Genomic DNA, 19,434 nt, shown 5'->3' with positions numbered 1-19,434 from the left:
TATTTTAGGCAAAAAAGGGGTAAACAAACAATTGCTTTTATTGATATTCTTTATTCATGCATATGAAGATAAGTTAATACGTTGATAATCAAATAGATCTTTCAGTCTTATGAACTGCTTGTCTATAAAATTAAAATAATAATATATTTTATAAAACAATAACTTAAAAATTATTTTATTTAATTATTTAGATGTCATTTAAGTCAAGGCATCTATTTTAATAAATACCTTAACTTTTCATTTTTTCTTTTACAAATTTTGATTTTTAGCTTTTTGGGCTGAAAATCCTTAAATATTTAGAGCTAAACGTTACACAGTAAATGAATATCTTCAGGTTCGAGCTGCCAAAGTTGTTGATCTGGAGCACTTAGAGGCTCTGCACCATGCTTCATATAGAAGTCTACAGTGCGCCGACTTGGAGTTGCTGAAATATACAATTGCTTTGCACCGAGTTGCTTGGCGGACGCTTTTGCAGCTTGCATAAGCTTAGTGCCAATGCCTTGACCTTGTAGGTCTGCATCGACATAGAAATAGTGCAATAACTTTGCGTGAGGGTAATCCGCTATAAGTTGATTTGAGACTACGCTTATACCAACGAGTTTTTCAGAAGCATCAAAGGCGCCGACAAATATTGAACCTTGCTCAAAGAGCTGTTTTAGTTTAGGTGGGTCATTTTCTAGATGATATGAGTCCCAATGTTGTACATCAAAAAAACAATCAACTAGGTCTAGATGTTGCTGTTTTTGTATGTAGTTTTGAGTAATTAATTCACGGCGGCTAATATGCTGCCAAATAAGATCGATTTCTGAATATTGCAAAGATCTTAAGATCATATAAATATTATTCTCCGAGATGAATAAGCAGACCTAAGCCTGCTTATTCAGAGGTGATTTATTAAGATTTGAGTGCAGCTTTCAGCTCATAGAGTTGTTCAAGCGCCTGACGAGGCGATAAGTTATCGACTTCAATTTGCTTAAGTAAGTCTAGAGCAGGGGATGAAACTTCGATCTCGACCACTTTTTCTATGATTTGTGAACCAGAGTTTGCATCTGGTGGAGCAAACAAATCATTTTGAAAACTGGTTTGTAGATGTTGTTGCTGCTGTTTTTCCAAAATACGTAAACGCTTTTGTGCTTCTTTAATAACATTGGCAGGAATACCCGCTAATTTTGCAACCTGTAAACCATGGCTTTGACTTGCAGGACCTTGCTGAACCTTATGCAATAAAATCAGATTGCCGTTAAGTTCCTGCGCCGTCACATGATAGTTATCAATTCCTACTTCACTACCCAGTTCGGTTAACTCGAAATAATGAGTGGCGAATAAACATAAACATTTTACGCGCTTGGTTAAATCAACCACGCATGCCCATGCTAAAGATAAACCATCATAGGTACTGGTTCCGCGGCCAACCTCATCCATTAAAACAAGCGATTGATTGGTGGCATGGTGCAGAATTTGCGAAGTTTCTGTCATCTCAACCATAAAGGTTGATTTGCCTGTAGATAAATCATCGGCTGAACCAATACGAGTGAAAATTCGGTCAATTGGACCAAGCTTCGCTGCTTTAGCTGGAACATAGCTACCGCAATAAGCAAGCAAACTAATTAATGCTGTTTGACGCATGAAGGTTGATTTACCGCCCATGTTTGGACCGGTAATAATTGCCATGCGGTGCTGAGCATCAAGGAACGTATCATTTGGGGTAAATGGAGCTTTATTTAATGCTTCAACCACAGGATGACGACCCGCCTGAATTTTAATGCCCGTTTCTGGGGTAAATTCAGGACGCGCCCAATTGTTTAAACGTGCTTGATGAGCAAAGTTTGCAACCACATCAATTTGAGCAATTGCTGAACTCATCATTTGTAAGTGAGCAATATTTTCGCGAAGATTTTCAAGCAAAGCTTCGAATAATGCTTTTTCACGTGCTAAGGCACGCGATTCGCTCGACAGGACTTTATCTTCGAAACTTTTTAGCTCTGGCGTAATGTAGCGCTCAGCATTTTTTAAAGTCTGACGACGAATATAGTCAGTAGGGGCTTGTTCTGCTTGAGCACGAGTCAATTCGATGTAGTAACCGCTTACACGGTTATAGCCGATTTTAAGGGTGTTAATACCTGTGCGCTCGCGTTCTTTGATTTCTAAATCAATCAGGAATTGACCTGCATGATCGCGAATTTGGCGTAATTCATCGAGATCAGCATCATATCCTTCTGCAATTACATTGCCATCACGAAGTAATACTGGCGGATTTTCAACAATAGCCGCCATCAAATGTTGATGAAGCGCTTTAAAATCTCCAAGTTCTTGATCAAGTTGAACTAATAACTTAGATTTTTTCGCTTGAATGACTGGAGTTAAAGCCGTTCTCAAAGCTGGAATTTGTGCACATGCATGACGAAGCTGTACTAAATCGCGTGGTCGCGCACTGCCCAATGCTACACGGCTAAGCACACGCTCAATATCTCCAATTTCTTTAAGCACTAAACGAACAGGACTTTCATGGTAGCCTTGAATGAGTTGCTCAATTGCATCTAAACGAGCATCGAGTAAAGCCGTATCACGAACAGGTTGCATGAGTGTGCGGCTTAATAAACGACCACCCATTGCAGTTTGGCAGTCATTTACCAGTTGGAATAATGAGGTGCCATGTTCAAATAACGGTTCGATAATTTCTAGGTTACGGCGTGTGATTGGGTCGAGCGCTATAAAGTCTGTACTTTGCTCAAGCTGAATTGAACGGATATGCGGTAATGCAGTTTTTTGTGTTTCTTTTGCATAGTGAATGAGTGCAGCGGCAGCAGCTTTAGCTAAAGGTAATGGGTCTAAACCAAAACCTGAAAGCGTTGATACCGTAAATTGGTCACATAAAGTTTTTTGTGCGTTATTTAGATTGAAGTCTACATTTGGACGTTTGGTAACAGGGCATTCTAAGTGTTTTTTAATTTGCTCGATAATATTTGTGTCGACCAAGTCTTCATCAATCAAGATTTCACTTGGCATTAAACGCGCAAGTTCAATAGGTAATTGTTCTGGCTTGTAATCTTGTTGTTGAACTTTAAAAATGCCTGCACTTAAGTCTAGTAACGCGAAACCAATCTGGTTTTGATGAATGCATAATGAAACGAGATTAGAGGATTGATAACTGCTGAGTAATGCATCATCAGTTAAAGTACCAGGAGTCAGAATGCGAACAACTTTACGATCAACCGGACCTTTACCTGTCACTTCTCCCACTTGCTCGCAAATGGCTACAGTTCGCCCAGCTTTGACAAGGCGTGCAAGATAACCTTCTGCCGAATGATATGGAACGCCTGCCATTGGAATCGGATTGCCATTTGCTTTACCACGATGGGTTAAGGTAATACCTAAAAGTTTAGCTGCTAAATGGGCATCTTCAAAGAATAGTTCATAAAAGTCGCCCATACGATAAAACAGCAACGCATGTTGATAGTCTTTTTTAACCTTGAGATATTGCTGCATCATTGGAGTGTGGGTGGAGAGATCAGCCATGATTTCAGCGCTATTCATGCGTAATAAACCCTTAAAAAATCAATAATATTTTACGTTTGGTCATCTAACCAATTCTAACAACTTCTGTGTGAATTGGACTTAATCAAAGAAAAAAGTATACCTTTTAGTGTACCTTTTTTATGTCAAAATTGAGTCAACAGTGTGTGAGAGCTTAACTTAATTTCTCAAGCTTGCCATCTTAACAAATTGAGACTGATTGGCAAAAAGGATTCCTAAAATGAGTGAGGAAATAAACAGCAAAAAGAAAGTGACCTTATCAGCTCGAACTCTCACTTAATTTCTGCTGCATGAAATCAATAAGCGCTCTTGTTTTAGCGGGTAAGTAACGACGATTTGAATAAAGTGCGAACAATTGCAATGGGGCTGCCGATTGTTCAAACTCAATCTCGATTAAACGTCCATTGCTAATGTATGGATGGCAGACTTGTTTCGATAGAATTGCGAAACCGACACCTGCTACAGCAGCTTGTCCGGCCATCTCTCCACTGTTTACCCGATAATGCCCTTTAACCTTGATGGTTTCGAATTCCCCCTTTTTATTGACAAATTGCCAAGGAGCACCTTTAAGTGCACTTACTGTTGTAATACAGGGTAATTCTTCAAATTGCTGGATATGAGTCGGGATGCCGTAACGCTGAATGAGGGGTGGGGCTGCAACAATGGTGCAAGGGATAGTCACCAGATGACGAGCGATGTAGTCACTGTTATCCATCTGACCACGGGTAATAATAATCGCTAAATCCAGATCATCTCGCAGAGATTCGAAACCTGACAAATTGGTAACACAGCTGATCTCAAGGTCTGGGTACTGACAGGCGAAATCGGCAATAACAGAACCCAGCAATGCAGGACCTATTTCATTGGGAATACAGATTCGCAATGGGCCTTTGAGTTGCATTTGCCGCGATGTTAATTCTGTCTCAGTTTGCTCAAGCGCCTCCAGTAATGGTTTCGCGCGAGTGTAGAGTAGCTGCCCCGCCTGAGTGATTTTCATATGTCGGGTGCTACGCTCAATGAGCTGAAGATCCAGTTTTTCTTCTAACTGAGAAATACAGCGACTCACGTTTGATGTCGGCATTTCAAGGATTTTCGATGCTCCAACAAAACTTTCTCTTTCAACCACCGCAATGAACACTTTCAGGGTATTAAAATCCAGAGCAGGACGCATCAATTATCCCATATTTGATAATAATAAGTGCCATTTCTACCATATAATAAACACCATTGATAGCAGCTAAACTCGGATATCTTTCATCCATAGGTTGCTTGCTATGCTCCCAGTCATGCAGATATTTAATCATAAAGCTCTCATGCGGATAGCTATTGTGATTGCTTTTGTCCAGTTCACCAATGCACTGGAATATATGGTGTTCAACCCTGTTTTTGTTTTTATGGCAACGGATTTCGCAGTGCCTGTATCATTCTCAGGCTATGTGTCCGGCATGTACACACTAGGTGCCGTCCTTTCGGGAATTATTGCTTTTTACTGGATTGATCATTTCAATAAGAAACATTTTTTAATTGCCAATATGGCGTTGTTGGGTCTACTAACACTTTTAACTACATATACATCCAGTTTTAGTCTTCTACTTGCACTTCGATTTTGTGCAGGACTGGTCGGCGGTACCACAATGGGTGTGGGTATAAGTATATTAATAAACAACGTGCCGCCTAACTTGCATGGAAAAATGTTGGCGACGGTGATCGCGTCATTTTCAATAGTAAGTATTGTAGGAATGCCCACGATATTATTTTTGTGCACACATTATGGCTGGCATGTGGCTTTGTGGCTCATAAGTGCCTTATGTGTATTGGCATTACCATTGATTGTATCCGTCATTCCCCAAGACCCAGTTTCTTTAGATACGTTCCCTAAGCTGCATCTTGATATGGAAACTTTACTGTTCGCTTCCAGTAATGCACTTGTTCAGTTTAGTCCTATGCTGGTTATTCCTATTTTGGCACCCTTAATGATACAACAGTTGGGTGCTTCTCAAGATCTACTGTCTTGGCTCTTCTTTAGCGGGGGCGTGATAGGTTATCTGTCTACAAAAATCACAGGGGCGTTAACCTCCCGTTTCTCTGCTTTAATGCTGGCTACAGCTTCAACGATCGTCTTTATACTGAGTTTGCTGATACTAATTTTAGGCTATCCGCATGCGACGTTATTTATTAGTTTATTTCTCGGTGCATCTTATAGTCGTTTGGTGACATCTTCGGTGATTTCGATTCAGTTTCCTGATGATAGACAACGAGCTGGATTTTCTTCATTACAGACCTCAATCATGTATCTGGTTACAACCATCGCATTCTTTCTGTCTGCTTTTTTATTACCTGATCATGGCATGGCACCACAAAATGTAAAAAAGTTACTGATGATATGTGCAATTTCCGCAGCAGTGTTTCCAATTCTCGTTATTATTCTGCAAAAGAAACTGGCTAAACGTTTTCATCTGAGACAATTCTAAAGTCGCTATTTTTCGGTACATTAAAAGGACAACGACTAATGTAAGATAAAAAACTGATGGATATTAGCTATCCATCAGCTTGAGTTCTATTTATAAATCACGAGCAACTAAAGTTAAAATGTCGTAAGTTGCGACAAGTTCACCACGTTGGTTTTTGACTTTAATATCCCACACTACAACGCCATGCGCAGGCTGAGACGGGTCTTTTTGTGGTTTAGGCGTTTTTTGTTTGCAGGTCAATTCAACCTGAATCGAGTCACCAATTTTAACTGGTTCAACAAAACGTAAGTTATCCATGCCGTAGTTGGCAATCACAGGACCTTGTGCTGCATCTACAAATAGACCAGCTGCGGCAGACACAATGAAATATCCATGTGCAACACGCTCACCAAAGAAAGACTCGGCAGCTGCAATTTTGTCGGTATGCGCATAGAAATAGTCACCGCTTAAACCAGCAAAGTTGACAATATCTGCTTCGCTTACGGTGCGACGCGCCGTTAATAAACGTTCACCAATCACTAGCTCATCAAATGACTTTTTAAATGGATGTACGCGGTCTTCGTTAACTTTCGAGCCAGCAGTCCACGAGTGGGTAATTTGCGTCAGGCTGTTTGGAGAACCTTGAATTGCAGTGCGCTGCATGTAGTGTTTAACGGCGCGAATACCACCTAACTCTTCACCACCACCTGCACGACCAGGGCCGCCGTGTACTAAATGCGGAAGTGGTGAACCATGTCCTGTACTTTCTTTTGCCGATTCTGCATCGAGTACATGGACACGGCCATGCCAAGGTGCAATTTTTTGAATAATCTGTTCAATATTCTCATCGTTATTTTTAACGACTGAAGCCACTAGGCTACCTTCACCGCGAGAAACAAGATCAGCTAACTCTTCAATGTTGCTATATGGCATGAGGGTACATACAGGGCCGAAAGCTTCTGTGGTATGTACATGTATCGCTTGTAAAGGTTGCTCGCAGAGCAATAAAGTTGGAGCGAAAAAAGCACCTTTTTCAGGATGGTCTGCATTAAATGTAAAGCTATCATTGCCACCAAAAACAATTTTTGCATCTTTGCTGAGTTCAGCAACTTTTTCTGCAACGTCATGTTTTTGCTTAATGCTCGCTAAAGCACCCATGGTGGTTGCTTCTTTTTGCGGGTCACCCACTACAACTTTAGCAAGTTTGGCAGTTAGTTTCTCTTGTACAGTACCTAACAAATTTTCAGGAACAAATGCACGACGAATGGCCGTACATTTTTGGCCTGCTTTTGTGGTCATTTCACGGAAGACTTCACGCACAAATAAATCGATGGTTTCTTCATTTGCCTCAGGGCTTAAAATTGCACTGTTTACCGAGTCGGCTTCCATGCTAAATGGAATCGAATATTTATTGAGGTGAGGGTGGTTACGCAGTTTTTGGCCTGTGTAAGCAGAACCTGTAAACGTAACACAGTCTTGTGGACCTAAGTGGTCGAACAAATCATAAGTCTGACCACAAATGAGTTGTAGCGAACCTTTTGGTAATACATGTGCTTCTTCAATCGCTTTTACAACAGCTTGAGTTAATTGAGAGCCATCGGTTGCAGGTTTTACAATACATGGCACACCTGCAAGTAGCGTCGGTGCAATTTTTTCAAGCATTCCCCAAATTGGGAAGTTAAAAGCGTTAATGTGAACGGCAACACCCGCTTTAGGGCTTAAAATGTGTTTAGCACCAAAAGTCCCATTTTTAGATAATTGAATCCAGCTATCTTCAGTAATAATTTTTTCATCATTGAGTTCACGACGAACCAGACTTGAATAAGCAAATAATGTCTGGATACCGCCTTCAATATCAATCCATGCATCTTTACGAGTCGCACCCGTTGCATAAGCAAGTTTGTAGAAGTCTTCCTTGCGTTCAAGTAAATGCTGGGCAATTTGTTTTAATGCATTGGCACGTTGGTGGAATGTCCAGTTAGCCAGTTCTGAACCATTTTGTTTGGCATAGTGAACAACATGTTTCATATCAATGCCATGACTACTTACGGCATAAATCGATTCACCTGTAATGGCATGATAAACAGGGCGTAGTTCTTCGTCAGACGAATGCCATGTTCCATAGACATAAGAAGCAAGATGAGGCAGTTGATGCTCAGGCTGCTGAAAATCTGTGTCAGTTGAGGTTCCTTCTAGGTGTGCTTGTTCAAGCATGACCAAACTCCTTTTTTATTTGATACGTCAATTATAAAAATTGCAAAAATATGATTCATAATTTCGGATTAATTTGTCTAAAAGTCAACTTTATTTTGATTTGTAAACGTAAAAAGGTTTTTTGTTTTTAATTAATATTTATTAATTTCAAGTATTTAATTCTTATTTTTTGATTGGATTTAATTTGATACTAAAAAAGTGATTGACTTTGTTTTTAGTGTATCGAAAAATGGGTTTAAGGGTGATACCTACAGGGAATGAAAGAATGGAAAACAACTACCAGAAATTTGAACAAAATATTGCCAATGAAATTACGATTGAGGCTAAGGATCAAATGCCCGATGCCTACCGCAAAACATTGATTCGTCAAATCGGGCAACATGGCCATTCTGAAATTGTAGGTATGTTGCCCGAAGGGAACTGGATTACTCGTGCACCAACTTTAAAACGTAAAGCGGTTTTACTCGCAAAAGTACAAGATGAAGCAGGTCATGGTTTGTATTTGTACAGTGCGGCAGAAACTTTAGGTGCTGACCGTGATGACATGATGGAAAAATTGATTGATGGGAAAATGAAATACTCATCAATTTTTAACTATCCAACTTTGACTTGGGCAGATGTCGCTGCAATTGGTTGGCTTGTCGATGGGGCAGCCATTGTGAACCAAGTTGCGCTTTGCCGTACCTCTTACGGACCATATGCACGTGCAATGGTACGTATTTGTAAAGAAGAAAGTTTCCACCAGCGCCAAGGTTTTGAAGCCATGATGGCTTTGGCAGGCGGTACACCAGAACAAAAACAGATGGCGCAAGATGCGGTAAATCGTTATTGGTGGCCAGCACTGATGATGTTTGGTCCAAGTGATGAACACTCTCCAAACAGCGCACAAAGCATGGCGTGGAAAATCAAACGCTTTAGTAACGATGAATTACGTCAAAAGTTTGTCGATAACACCGTACCACAAGTGTTGCAACTTGGCTTGGAAGTACCGGACCCAGATTTAAAGTTCAATGAAGAAACAGGCCACTATGAGTTTGGCGAGATTGACTGGCACGAATTTAATGAAGTGATTGCCGGACGTGGACCATGTAATCACGAGCGTATCGAAGCACGCCGTAAAGCATGGGAAAACGGCAAATGGGTTCGTGATGCAGCAGTAGTCTATGCAAAAAAACAGCAGCTTGAAGCAAACAAAGTGGCTTAACAAGATTTATGGAAAAATTTGAGGAAATCAAAATGGAAGATAAAAATAACTGGTCGCTCTACGAAGTATTTGTACGTAGTAAACAAGGTTTAAGCCACCGACACGTAGGCAGCTTAAGAGCACCTGATGATGAAATCGCATTGCAACATGCTCGTGATGTTTACACGCGTCGTAATGAAGGAATCAGCATTTGGGTGGTTCGTTCTGAACTGATTAAGTCATCACAGCCAGATGAAAAAGCAGAATTTTTCGATCCTTCTTTAGACAAGGTTTATCGTCATCCGACTTTTTACCATATCCCAGATGGCATTGAGCACATGTAAGGGGAATGGCAAATGAATCATTCAGTTTTATCTAAATTCTTATTACATATTGGCGACAGTCAACTGGTTTTATCTCAGCGTTTGGCTGAATGGTGCGGGCATGCACCTGAGCTTGAAGTTGATATTGCTTTAGCAAATATCGGTTTGGACTTGTTAGGTCAGGCAAGAAACTTTCTGACGTTGGCAGGTCAATATGATGAAGCTAAACGTGATGAAGACCAACTTGCGTATTTCCGTACAGAACGTGAGTTTTTAAACCTATTGTTGTGCGAACAACCCAATGGTGACTTTGCACAAACGATTGTACGCCAGTGGTTGATGGACCATTACCATCTTCATTTATTTACTGCTTTAACGCAAAGCTCACTTCCTGGATTAAGCGCACTTGCCGTTAAATCTTTAAAAGAAGTGAAGTATCACATCCGTTTTTCAACAAGCTGGATGGAACGTTTAAGTTTAAGCACAGATGAAGCGCATCAACGTGTGCAAGATGGATTAAATAATTTATGGCGTTTTACCGCTGAATTATTTGAACTAAATGCAGATGAACAAGCATTAGTCGAACAAGGCGTGATTCCAGATTTTTCAAATGAAAAAGAACAATGGAACCAAACCATTGCAGATGAGCTTAAGCGCTTTGAATTAAATGTTGCTGTGAACGGTGCTTATCGCCGTGGTGCGAAACAAGGATTGCATACTGAGCATTTAGGTTATTTGTTGGCTGAAATGCAATGTATTCAAAGAACTTATCCGGGAATGACCTGGTAAGACAAGGAGGTGAGCCATGCAAATGATTCGTCATTGCATCGACCAATGTTGGGATGTTCTACAAACGGTAAGTGACCCTGAAATTCCGGTTTTATCGGTTGTCGATTTAGGCATGATTCGCGGTGTAGAGATTAACGATCATCAAGAGATCATTGTCCGTTTAACTCCGACATATAGCGGTTGCCCAGCAACAGATATGCTCAAAGCACAAATTGTTGAGGCATTTACCGCAGAAGCTTTGACACCGGTCAAAGTCATGGTTGATTTGTCAGAGGCATGGACCACAGACTGGATGTCTGAAGCGGGTAAAAAGAAACTGCAAGTTTATGGCATTGCACCACCTGAAGGGCTGGCGCATCAATGTGGGACTCACGTTCATTTAAATGATGGTGTCGAGTGCCCACGTTGTAAAAGCCGACATACCCGACTGTTAACAGAGTTTAGTTCTACCGCCTGTAAAGCACTTTATAAATGTCAGGACTGTCTTGAGCCTTTTGATTACTTCAAATGTATTTAAGTCTTTAGATAAGGAAATCAGCCATGAGCCAATTTGTACCATTAAAAGTAAAAAGTATTACACCGCAAACCGATCAGGCAATTTGTATTGCATTTGACGTTGTACCTGAACAACAAGAACAATTTCAATTTCAACCGGGTCAACACTTAACCATTCGCCATTTAACCGAAGCGGGTGAAATCCGCCGTTGTTATTCAATTTGTAGCTATGCAGCAAAAGAAGACATCAGCATTGCGGTTAAAAAAATTGATCAAGGTCAATTTTCAAACTGGGCCAATGACCATTTAAAAGTAGGCGATGTGCTTGAAGTCATGCCACCACAAGGTGTGTTTTTCCAAAAAGCAGCCAAGATAGGCGGACAAAACTATTTAGGCGTTGCTGCGGGCAGTGGTATTACCCCAATTTTATCAATTGTTAAGCAAGTTTTATTTGAACAACCTGAAGCTAAATTTACGTTGCTCTATGGCAATCGCTCATGGAAACAAACCATGTTTGCCGAGCAAATTATGGATTTGAAAGATCAGTTTAAAGAACGTTTTCAGCTCATCAATATCTTTTCTCGTGAGTTCAACGATAGTGAACTAATGAACGGTCGTATTGATGAAGAAAAGCTTAAACAGCTTTTTGATTTTGATGTGCTTGAAACGAGTTTTGACCATGTGTTTGCCTGTGGTCCAGACGAAATGATGAATGCCGTAGAAAACACTTTGCCAAACTATGGTATTGCAAAAGAAAAAATCCACACCGAACGTTTCCACACAGGGCAGGCTCGTAAACGTAGCGCTGAAGCTGATGCGAACCGTAAAGAAGAAAAGGTCAACATCATTTTAGACGGTCGTGAACTGATTGTTTCTGTGGCTCAGGACGATGAAAGTATTCTTGATGCGGCTTTACGTGCGGGTGCTGACTTACCATATGCCTGTAAAGGTGGGGTGTGTGCGACTTGTCGTTGTAAAGTTGTTTCTGGTGAAGTTGATATGTTCCTTAACTATAGCCTTGAAAAAGACGAAGTCGAAAAGGGCTATGTACTTAGCTGTCAAACCTTACCAAAAGGCTCAAATGTTCGTTTGAGTTTTGATGAGTAGAGGCTGTCATGCAAGAGTTGATCAAAGCCAGCACAGCAACTGACGGTGTTTTGTTATTAACCCTAAACCGTCCAGAAAAAAGAAATGCTTTAAACAATGCAACATTGCAGTGTTTATGCGAGTTGCTCGAAGAAGCTGAACACAATGCTCAAGTCAAAGCGGTGGTTTTAACGGGTAACTCACAATGTTTTGCGGCTGGAGCAGATCTTAGCGAATTAGCTGCAATGGACGCCGTGACTTTGCAACTCGATATTCGCCCGAAGCTTTGGCAAAAAATTGATGCATTTAGTAAGCCACTGATTAGTGCAGTGAATGGTTATGCCTTAGGCGCTGGGTTTGAGCTGGTTTTACATTCAGATATGGTAATTTGCGGTGAAAATGCCCGTTTTGCTTTACCTGAAATTACCTTGGGTATGTTGCCGGGTGCAGGCGGAACACAGCGTTTGGCTCGCTTGGTTGGACAACAACTCACGATGCGCTGGGCCATGACAGGTGAGATGATTTCGGCAAAACAGGCAGAGCAACATGGCATTTGCAGTCAAGTGGTGCCGATCGAATTAACCGTCGAATACGCCATTCAACTTGCAACTAAAATTGCCAAACAAGCGCCTTTAGCGATTCGCGTGATTAAACAATCAATTAAAAGTATTCATGAAACGACTTTAAGTCAGGGCCTTAAGTTTGAACGTCAAAACTTTGTCTGGTTGGCGGCTACAAAAGATCGAAACGAAGGGATTAATGCTTTCTTTGAGAAAAGAAAGCCAGTGTTTAGAGGTGAGTGATGGACTATCAAAATATTATTGCTGAAGAAAAAAATGGTGTTGGCTACCTGACATTTAACCGCCCAAAAGCACTGAATAGCTTTAACGTTGATATGCATCGCGAAGTGGCTGAGGTTTTAAACCAGTGGACCAAAAATCCGGATGTTCGCTGTGTGGTGATTAGTGGCGAAGGCCGTGGCTTCTGTGCAGGGCAAGATTTGGGTGACCGTGTAGTTGACCCAAATGCTGAAGCTCCAGATTTAGGATATTCCATTGAAACTTACTATAACCCGCTCATTAAAACGATTGTAAATATGCCAAAGCCTGTGATTTGCGCCGTAAATGGTGTGGCAGCAGGTGCAGGAGCAAATATTGCACTGGCATGTGATTTGGTGATTGCAGCAAAATCGGCAAACTTCGTACAAGCCTTTTGCCGTTTAGGTTTGGTTCCAGACTCTGCGGGTACATGGTTTTTACCACGTGCTGTAGGCCATGCGCGTGCTATGGGTTTGACCTTGTTAGGTGACAAGCTCCCAGCAGAAACCGCAAAAGAATGGGGCATGATTTGGGATGTTGTAGAAGACGCTGAACTTAAAACAAAAGTGACTGAACTCGCAGAGCGTTTAGCGAAACAGCCTACATTTGGTCTATCTCTCATTAAAAAAGCCATTCATCAATCAAGTAATAACACCTTTGATGAGCAAGTGCTGTTAGAGCGTGACTTACAACGTATTGCGGGTCGTTCCGAAGATTATCGTGAAGGTGTACAAGCCTTTATGAATAAACGTGAACCAAATTTTAAAGGGCGCTAAGCATGACAGATTTAGACTTATCTCGTGCCCGAATTGCCGTTATTGGTTCTGGCACTATGGGCATCGGCATTGCCCAGTTAGCCATTGTTAATGGGCACTCGACCATTTTATATGATCTGGACGCTCAAAAAGCGCAACAAGCCGTTCAAGGTTTAGGGCAGACATTTAAAAAGCTGGTTGAAAAGAGCAAGCTCACACAACAGCAAGCTGATGAAGCTTTGGCACGTTTAACTGTGGTCAACCAAGTTGAAGCGCTACGTGATGCTGACTTAGTCATTGAAGCGGTCGTCGAGAAAAAAGAAGTTAAACAGTCTTTATTTAAGCAACTTGCTGAAATTTGTAGTGCGCAAACCATTTTTGCAAGTAACACATCTTCAATTTCAGTGACTGCAATTTCGGCTGGCATTGCTCACCCTGAGCGCGTAGTGGGTTTACACTTTTTTAACCCTGCGCCAGTCATGAAACTGGTTGAAATTGTGCAAGGCTTAAAAACCCCAAACAGCTTATGTTTGGCTTTAAAAAATTTGATGTTGGGCTGGAAAAAAATTCCGGTACTCACCAAGTCGACTCCTGGGTTTATTGTTAACCGAATTGCACGTCCGTTTTATGCAGAAGGCTTTAGAGCACTGCAAGAACAAGTCACTAGCTACGACCAGCTAGACTATGCCTTAAAGCAGTGCGGCGGTTTTGCGATGGGGCCGTGTGAACTTACCGACCTTATTGGGCAAGATGTTAACTTTTCGGTGACGCAAAGCGTTTATCAAGAGTTTTTTTACGAACCACGTTACCGCCCAAGCCTCATTCAAAAAGAATTGGTCGATGCAGGTGCTTGGGGCCGTAAGTCAAAACAAGGCTTTTATAGCTATAACGAAAAAAATCAGTACGAGACATTTCAACCTCAAGCTGTGGTTGCCGAGCCAGTCGATGCCCATATTCAGCTAAAAGGCGCTTGGTCTCAGCTACCTGCTTTTGTAACGCGTTTAGGTTTAAAAAGCGGATCTGCGAGTGACGACAATATCCTTCAAATTGATGATATCGACTTACGTTTAAGCCAAGGTGAGTCAGCCAATATTCATTACTTAAGCCGTAAAGTGGTTTTAATGGATTGGCATCATGATTGTGAGCACGCAGAGGCTTTAGTACTCAGTCATAACGAGCTTTGTGAAGCAAGTGATCTGGCTAAAGTTGAGGCTTACTTTGCACAGTTTGGTGTCAGCGTGATGTGGATTAAAGACCATCCTGCGCTGTTAACCTTACGCACCATCGCTTTACTCATTAATGAAGCCTGCGAAGCAAGTTTACATGGTGTTGCGAGTCTGGAAGATATTGATAATGCCATGAAATATGGAGTGAATTATCCTAAGGGTCCTTACCAGTGGTTGACACAAATGGGTGGTGCTTATGTGCTCCAAACCTTAAATAATTTATATGCACTGTATGGAGAGGAAAAATATCGCGCGAGTATCTACCTCAAGCAATATGTAGCGAAAACTCAAAACATTGCTACTCAATATTCACGTGATATGACCGAATTTGCATAATCAGGAGTCAACATGGAAGACGTTTTAATTTGCGATTTTATTCGTACCCCAATTGGACGATATGCAGGTGCCTTAAGTGCAGTACGTGCAGATGATTTAGCTGCATTGCCCATCAAATATTTAAAAGATCAACACCCGAACTTGCCGTGGAATACGGTAGACGAAGTGTTTTTAGGATGTGCTAACCAAGCAGGTGAAGACAACCGTAACGTTGCACGTATGGCGACACTCTTGGCGGGCTTACCTGATACAGTGCCAGCCATGACCGTCAATCGTTTATGTGCTTCTGGCTTAGATGCGGTAGGCCTTGCGGCACGCTCAATTAAGGCAGGTGAAGCGCAGTTTGTGTTGGCAGGTGGCGTTGAGTCAATGAGCCGTGCGCCATTTGTACAAGCTAAACCGACCGAAGCGTTTAGCCGTACACCTGAAATTTATGACACCACTATTGGCTGGCGCTTTGTAAATAAGCAACTTAAAGCGCAATACGGCACCGACAGCATGCCGGAAACTGCCGAAAATGTAGCTGAAAAATATCAAATTAGTCGTGAAGACCAAGATGCTTTTGCATTGCGTAGCCAACAAAAAACGGCTGCGGCACAACAAAATGGTTTCTTTAATGACGAGATTTTGCCTGTCGAGATTGTAGATCGTAAAAAAAACGTGAACGTTGTTAATCGCGATGAACATCCGCGTGAAACGACACTTGAAGCACTCGCAAAACTAAAAGCGCCATTTAAAAAAGAAGGCGGCTCGGTGACTGCCGGAAATGCCTCTGGTGTAAATGACGGTGCCGCGTGTGTGTTAATTACCAACCGTGAATTTGCAAATACACATGGGTTAAAACCTTTAGCACGTGTAATTGGCATTGCAAGTGCAGGGGTTGAACCCAAATATATGGGTATAGGTCCTGTTCCGGCTGTGCAGAAAATTTTAAAGCAAACAGGTTTAACGCTAGATCAGATAGATGTGATTGAACTGAATGAAGCATTCGCAGCCCAATCTTTGGCTTGTATGCGTGAACTTGGTCTAAAAGATGACGATGAACGCGTGAACCCAAATGGTGGTGCGATTGCGTTAGGCCATCCGCTGGGTATGAGCGGTACACGTTTAGTGATTACAGCAACACGTGAGCTAAAAAAACGCGGTGGACGCTATGCACTTTGCACGATGTGTGTAGGTGTGGGACAGGGCGTTGCGCTGATTTTGGAAAACTTAAATTAATTTAGACGGTTTTAAAAATTACATAATGAGGAGAGAGGCGATGGACAGCCTTACAACGGATAATGTTGAACAATTAACACTTGCAGAGCTTAGAGAGCTGCAAACTAAACGGTTAAAACAAACCCTGACTTTTGTATATGAAAATAGTCCGGTCTATAAGAAAAAGTTCGATGATGCAGGTGTACATCCTGATGACTTCGTGACTTTAGACGATCTGGCAAAGTTTCCATTTACCACCAAACAGGATTTAAGAGACAACTATCCGTTTGGAATGTTTGCTGTGCCACAAGAACAGATTGTGCGTTTACATGCATCATCGGGCACAACGGGTAAACCGACCGTGGTGGGTTATACCCAAAAAGATATTAATACTTGGTCAGACATTGTTGCGCGTTGCTTACGCATGGCAGGTTTAACCGCAAAAGATATGGTTCAGGTGGCTTATGGCTATGGACTATTTACAGGTGGTTTAGGCGCACATTATGGTGCCGAGCGCTTAGGTGCAACGGTTATTCCAATGTCTGGCGGCCAAACTGAAAAGCAAGTGCAGCTTATTCAAGATTTTAAACCGACTGCAATTATGGTTACGCCATCGTATTGCGTGAGTATTATTGAAAAGCTCGAGCAACAATTTGGTACTGCACGTAATACGTCTTTAAAAGTCGGTATTTTTGGTGCCGAGCCTTGGACCAATGAACTTCGTCGTGAAATTGAAGAACGCTTAAATATTAAAGCACTCGATATTTATGGTTTGTCTGAGGTGATGGGGCCGGGCGTTGCAATGCAGTGCTTAGGTGAGGGCGAAGGGCTAACCATTTGGGAAGATCATTTCTACCCAGAAATTATTAACCCTGAAACAGGTGAAGTCTGTAAAGATGGCGAACTTGGCGAGTTAGTCTTTACCACCATTACCAAAGAAGGCTTACCGATTATTCGTTACCGTACTCGTGATTTGACACGTTTACTCGCTGGAGAAAATCTGGCGATGCGTAAAATGGATAAAATTGTGGGCCGTAGTGACGACATGCTGATTATTCGCGGCGTGAACGTTTTCCCGACCCAAATTGAAGAGCAAATTTTACAAGTTCCGCATTTAGTTCCAAATTATGAAATTTTGGTGACTAAAAAAGGGCATATGGATACTTTGCATATTCGTACAGAGATGTGTCATAACTGTAATATACAGGCCAATCAACTTGCTCAGGAGTTGATGAAACGCATTAAAACCATGATTGGGATTAGCGTTACTGTAGAAGTTGTTACAGAAGCGACCTTACCTCGTTCGGAAGGAAAGGCAAAGCGGGTAATCGATATGCGTCAGATTGCTTAACATCAAAATCATTCAGGGTATAGAATCTATACCCTGAAACTAAACGCCAAGACATGAGTATGAGTGCAAAAATACAGCAAATAATTGATTCTGTTGTAAAGAATGAGACCTTAAGTGGAACTTCGCTTATTTCGACAATTTTTGGAGATTCAGTACTTCATCGGGGTGGAAACATTAGTCTTGCAAGCCTGATTCAGTTATTAGAGCTGTTTGGTTTTAATGACCGCGCTGTAAGAACCTCTGTTTTTCGTTTAGTTAAAAATGATTGGTTATGTTCAGACAAAATCGGCAGAACCAGTTTTTATCGAATTACCGATTCGAGCCGTTCGACCTATTTGCAGGCTGAGCAACGCATTTATAACGACCAGATGAAAGAGTGGGACCATTATTGGGATCTTATTCTGATGTCTAGCCTCGACACTGAAAATAAAGCGTTGTTAAAGAAAGAACTCGAATGGTTAGGATTTGCCAATATTTCGACAAACTTAATGGCTTATCCGGGTTGTAACCGTATTGAACTGCAACGCTTGTTGGTGGACTTAAATATGAGTGAGCAAGTGGTGGTGTTTAAAGCCGAAACCTTGCAGCTCTTTAATAATTCGGTCGATACCATTGGTCGTATGCTCAGAACCAACTGGCCCATCGATGAATTACGCCAAAGATATTTACAGTTTCTTGATATTTTTAGAGAAATTGGCGTGTTGCTGATGCAGGAAAACGAACAACTGGAACCTGTTCAGGCCTTTCAAATTCGAACTTTGCTAATTCATTATTATCGACGGATTTTATTGAAAGACCCTGCATTACCGCTTGAGTTATTGCCAACTGACTGGCCCGCGATTAGTGCACGAACTTTATCAATGAATATTTATAAAAAAGTATTTGAACCTGCGGATGAATACTTCTTGTCTGTTGCTGCAACAGCAGAAGGACCAATGCCCAATGCCACAGCACATTATTGGCGCCGTTTCGGAGGTTTGGTGGCAACAAATGAGAGGTTAAATCATGCCTTGTTATAGTATTGACGGTGTTATTCCCGTCGTTAGCCCAGAGGCTTTTGTACATCCAACTGCTGTTTTAATTGGTGATGTGATTATTGAAGCGGGCGTATATGTGGGGCCATTTGCTTCATTGCGTGCCGATTTTGGTCGTATTCATATTAAGCAAAATGCCAATATACAAGATAGCTGCACTGTACATGGTTTTCCACAAAGCGTGACTTTGGTTGAAGAAATGGGGCACATTGGGCATGGGGCAATTTTGCATGGCTGCTGCATTGGAAAAAATGTTTTGGTGGGCATGAACAGCGTAATTTTGGACTATGCCGAAATTGGTGAAAACACTATTATTGGCGCAAATAGTTTGGTCAAAACCAAAGATATTATTCCGGCAAATGTATTGGCAATGGGGAGTCCTGCCAAGGTTGCACGTGATTTATCAGAACAAGAAAAAAAGTGGAAAACTAGAGGCACGCAAGAATACATTGAGCTTGCACAGCGCTGCTTAAACTCAATGCAAGAAGTTCAGCCTTTAAGCTCAGAGTTGGATGATCGCCTGACCTATAAGGACTTTAGTTCTTCAAACTATCAGATTAAACAAGATAGCGTTTAACGGCTATTCATAAGTCGATTTCAATACAGATAGATTCATAACATTTAAGGAATACTCGCACGA

The 19,434-nt window shown here is 41.5% G+C and carries 18 protein-coding genes; 13 read left to right on the top strand and 5 right to left on the bottom strand.

The annotated features are described in order from the left end of the window. Positions 1-302 precede the first annotated feature (302 nt). The 4 genes from K6I41_RS12550 to K6I41_RS12535 all read right to left on the bottom strand — a co-directional run bounded on the left by K6I41_RS12550 (position 303) and on the right by K6I41_RS12535 (position 4,838). Positions 303-833, bottom strand: coding sequence for a GNAT family N-acetyltransferase (locus tag K6I41_RS12550; protein WP_250374472.1), 531 nt, complete (start codon positions 831-833; stop codon positions 303-305). Between the two features lie 61 nt (positions 834-894). Next, entirely contained in the window at positions 895-3,534 is a 2,640-nt protein-coding gene (gene mutS, locus K6I41_RS12545) for a DNA mismatch repair protein MutS (RefSeq protein ID WP_250374471.1), read from the bottom strand. Positions 3,535-3,793: 259 nt separating this feature from the next. After that, a complete protein-coding gene (locus K6I41_RS12540) occupies positions 3,794-4,705 on the bottom strand; it encodes a LysR family transcriptional regulator (protein WP_250374470.1) in 912 nt (303 codons plus the stop codon). Next, the gene (locus tag K6I41_RS12535) at positions 4,683-4,838 is read right to left on the bottom strand and encodes a hypothetical protein (protein ID WP_250375809.1); all 156 of its coding nucleotides are present in this window, start codon (positions 4,836-4,838) and stop codon (positions 4,683-4,685) included. Before K6I41_RS12535 ends, K6I41_RS12540 begins: the two co-directional genes overlap by 23 nt. Here K6I41_RS12535 and K6I41_RS12530 point away from each other — a divergent pair. After that, positions 4,809-6,005, top strand: coding sequence for an MFS transporter (locus K6I41_RS12530; RefSeq protein ID WP_250374469.1), 1,197 nt, complete (start codon positions 4,809-4,811; stop codon positions 6,003-6,005). The two genes, K6I41_RS12535 and K6I41_RS12530, sit on opposite strands and share 30 nt — an antisense overlap. Positions 6,006-6,095: 90 nt before the next feature. Here K6I41_RS12530 and paaZ read toward each other — a convergent pair whose 3' ends face one another. After that, positions 6,096-8,198, bottom strand: a complete 2,103-nt coding sequence (gene paaZ, locus K6I41_RS12525) for a phenylacetic acid degradation bifunctional protein PaaZ (protein ID WP_250374468.1) — start codon at positions 8,196-8,198, stop codon at positions 6,096-6,098. 265 nt (positions 8,199-8,463) lie between these two features. Between paaZ and paaA the strand changes: the two genes are divergently transcribed. Genes paaA through K6I41_RS12465 form a run of 12 tightly spaced genes read left to right on the top strand, consistent with a single transcriptional unit; the run spans position 8,464 to position 19,371 of the window. Continuing rightward, positions 8,464-9,402 carry a 1,2-phenylacetyl-CoA epoxidase subunit PaaA gene (gene paaA, locus K6I41_RS12520; RefSeq protein ID WP_046879723.1) on the top strand — a complete coding sequence of 313 codons (939 nt, stop codon included), beginning with the start codon at positions 8,464-8,466 and terminating at the stop codon, positions 9,400-9,402. A 32-nt stretch (positions 9,403-9,434) separates the two neighbouring features. Further along, positions 9,435-9,725, top strand: coding sequence for a 1,2-phenylacetyl-CoA epoxidase subunit PaaB (paaB, locus tag K6I41_RS12515; RefSeq protein WP_000389648.1), 291 nt, complete (start codon positions 9,435-9,437; stop codon positions 9,723-9,725). Positions 9,726-9,737: 12 nt separating this feature from the next. Then, positions 9,738-10,493 carry a 1,2-phenylacetyl-CoA epoxidase subunit PaaC gene (paaC, locus tag K6I41_RS12510; protein ID WP_250374467.1) on the top strand — a complete coding sequence of 252 codons (756 nt, stop codon included), beginning with the start codon at positions 9,738-9,740 and terminating at the stop codon, positions 10,491-10,493. A gap of 16 nt (positions 10,494-10,509) precedes the next feature. Then, entirely contained in the window at positions 10,510-11,010 is a 501-nt protein-coding gene (paaD, locus tag K6I41_RS12505) for a 1,2-phenylacetyl-CoA epoxidase subunit PaaD (RefSeq protein ID WP_005124314.1), read from the top strand. A gap of 23 nt (positions 11,011-11,033) precedes the next feature. Continuing rightward, positions 11,034-12,095 (top strand): 1,2-phenylacetyl-CoA epoxidase subunit PaaE, encoded by a 1,062-nt coding sequence (paaE, locus tag K6I41_RS12500; RefSeq protein WP_198071294.1) that lies wholly within the window; start codon positions 11,034-11,036, stop codon positions 12,093-12,095. An 8-nt stretch (positions 12,096-12,103) separates the two neighbouring features. Next, positions 12,104-12,877: an enoyl-CoA hydratase-related protein gene (locus K6I41_RS12495; RefSeq protein WP_250374466.1), complete on the top strand. Its 774-nt coding sequence runs from the start codon at positions 12,104-12,106 to the stop codon at positions 12,875-12,877. Then, positions 12,877-13,668, top strand: a complete 792-nt coding sequence (gene paaG, locus K6I41_RS12490) for a 2-(1,2-epoxy-1,2-dihydrophenyl)acetyl-CoA isomerase PaaG (RefSeq protein ID WP_000386298.1) — start codon at positions 12,877-12,879, stop codon at positions 13,666-13,668. The genes K6I41_RS12495 and paaG overlap by 1 nt, the downstream gene beginning before the upstream one ends. Positions 13,669-13,670: 2 nt before the next feature. Further along, the gene (locus K6I41_RS12485; protein WP_250374465.1) at positions 13,671-15,209 is read left to right on the top strand and encodes a 3-hydroxyacyl-CoA dehydrogenase; all 1,539 of its coding nucleotides are present in this window, start codon (positions 13,671-13,673) and stop codon (positions 15,207-15,209) included. Between the two features lie 12 nt (positions 15,210-15,221). Beyond that, positions 15,222-16,430 carry a 3-oxoadipyl-CoA thiolase gene (pcaF, locus tag K6I41_RS12480; RefSeq protein WP_250374464.1) on the top strand — a complete coding sequence of 403 codons (1,209 nt, stop codon included), beginning with the start codon at positions 15,222-15,224 and terminating at the stop codon, positions 16,428-16,430. Between the two features lie 40 nt (positions 16,431-16,470). Further along, on the top strand, positions 16,471-17,760 hold the full coding sequence (gene paaK, locus K6I41_RS12475; protein ID WP_016144874.1) for a phenylacetate--CoA ligase PaaK: 1,290 nt from the start codon (positions 16,471-16,473) through the stop codon (positions 17,758-17,760). A gap of 53 nt (positions 17,761-17,813) precedes the next feature. After that, a complete protein-coding gene (paaX, locus tag K6I41_RS12470) occupies positions 17,814-18,779 on the top strand; it encodes a phenylacetic acid degradation operon negative regulatory protein PaaX (protein WP_000062822.1) in 966 nt (321 codons plus the stop codon). Next, the gene (locus K6I41_RS12465) at positions 18,766-19,371 is read left to right on the top strand and encodes a gamma carbonic anhydrase family protein (protein ID WP_250374463.1); all 606 of its coding nucleotides are present in this window, start codon (positions 18,766-18,768) and stop codon (positions 19,369-19,371) included. The genes paaX and K6I41_RS12465 overlap by 14 nt, the downstream gene beginning before the upstream one ends. Positions 19,372-19,434 lie beyond the last annotated feature (63 nt).

This window comes from Acinetobacter sp. AS23, from assembly GCF_023612055.1.
GTDB classification, from domain to species: Bacteria; Pseudomonadota; Gammaproteobacteria; order Pseudomonadales; family Moraxellaceae; genus Acinetobacter; species Acinetobacter oleivorans.
The sequence above is the reverse complement of the archived record's forward strand: the minus strand, read 5'-3'. Positions and strand labels throughout refer to the sequence as shown.